Origin of the sequence: Arsenophonus sp. ENCA (assembly GCF_002287155.1) — a bacterium.
Classification (GTDB): Bacteria; Pseudomonadota; Gammaproteobacteria; order Enterobacterales; family Enterobacteriaceae; genus Arsenophonus; species Arsenophonus nilaparvatae.
This window is the reverse complement of sequence record NZ_NHNG01000083.1, coordinates 1-1,443: the sequence shown is the minus strand read 5'-3', so window position 1 is coordinate 1,443 and position 1,443 is coordinate 1. Positions and strand designations below refer to the sequence as shown.

Below are 1,443 nucleotides of genomic sequence, written 5' to 3'. Positions count from 1 at the left end.
AATGATTGCTTTACATAAACGATTATCTCGTAACAGCCGCTCTTTGTTGATCATTTCAAACCTTTATTCTCTAAGTTAAACCTCTTTTTATTCTCAATAGCGTGACAAAAAATGCAAGTCTCTATTCAGCAACTAGTTTAATGTTCACTAATCGTGTTCAATGGGTAGCCCATAGGAATGATATGGTAAAGAAAATCAGGAAAGAACAGAAATTAAAACTTGGTAAAGGCAAGGGATTCGGTTTTTAAAACATACAGGAATAATATGATTACTCGTAATCAAAAAAAAGAAATAAATAAGATAATGAATAAGCATCCTGATAGATGTTCTATATGCAAAGAGTATTTTGATAATGATGATCGTGTTATTTACACTGTTTTTGGCTATGACAAATATAATCGAATGCAGTTAACTACTGGATGTTGTTCTGAATTTATTATTAGACCTATCTCTCTTGGGATGTGTGGTTGTTTTGACCCAAACGATTACGAAGAAATACTAAAAGATCATCCGCTAGCAGAATCTTTTTTTGAACAAAAATCTGTTAAAGATAGTGATTGATTATGTGAGGTTGAGAAATAACATCTCAACCTCACATAAAATCAACGGAAAAAGTTAAATACGTGGAACGCAAAGAAGAAAATAACAAAGGCAATTAACAATCTTCTCCGTTTTGAAAATTCTTTAGCTTTTGGATAAAAACCGGTAGCCAGAATATCTATGAAAACTACAGCAGGGCACCTCGAAAAACTCAAGATTTTCAATTAACCCTTGGCTTTCATTTGTAGTAGCTCAGACTTGATCTGACAGTTACCGGTTATTTATACAGTATCTGTCAGGCTAAATTTGATTTAAATCTTTTTCTCTCCAAATTTGTTTTCCATCGTGTAAAGTTGCTATGGGTGTTCGACCGCAACACATTTTTCCTTGATGAGTACGCTGGTTATTGTATTCCTCTAACCATTTATCTAAATCAGTTTGTAATTCCTCTAAATTACCGTAGATTTTCTTACGAAAAACTACCTGGTAGAACTCTTGTAATACGGTTTTATGAAAACGTTCACAAATTCCATTAGTTTGAGGCGAGCGTGCCTTAGTTTTTGTGTGATCAATATCGTTGATAGCCAGATAAAGTTGATAATCGTGATGCTCAACTTTACCACAATATTCACTACCTCTGTCCGTCAGTATACGTAATATCGGTAATCCATGTTGGGCATAAAAAGGCAGAACCTTGTCATTTAATAAATCCGCAGCAGTTATCGAACTTTTCGTTGTGTAAAGTTTACAATGAACGACTTTGCAGTAAGTATCAATATAAGTTTGTTGGTAGATACGACCAACACCTTTTAAATGACCAACATAAAAAGTGTCCTGCGACCCCAGGTAACCCGGATGTGCTGTTTCAATCTCACCACTGGCTTCATCATCCTGTGCTTTCTT

The 1,443-nt window shown here is 34.6% G+C and carries 2 protein-coding genes; one reads left to right on the top strand and one right to left on the bottom strand.

What is annotated here, in order from left to right; genetic code table 11:
• Positions 1–264: 264 nt before the first annotated feature.
• Positions 265–561, top strand: a complete 297-nt coding sequence (locus tag CBG25_RS02495) for a hypothetical protein (protein ID WP_290604290.1) — start codon at positions 265–267, stop codon at positions 559–561.
• Between the two features lie 279 nt (positions 562–840).
• Here the strand turns inward: CBG25_RS02495 and CBG25_RS02490 are convergent.
• The coding region (locus CBG25_RS02490) for an integrase core domain-containing protein (RefSeq protein ID WP_290603686.1) at positions 841–1,443 on the bottom strand (603 nt) is incomplete at its 5' end.

Coding starts and splice junctions, on each gene's coding strand:
- CBG25_RS02495 (WP_290604290.1), top strand. CDS start 265: ATGATTACTCGTAATCAAAAAAAAGAAATAAATAAGATAATGAATAAG.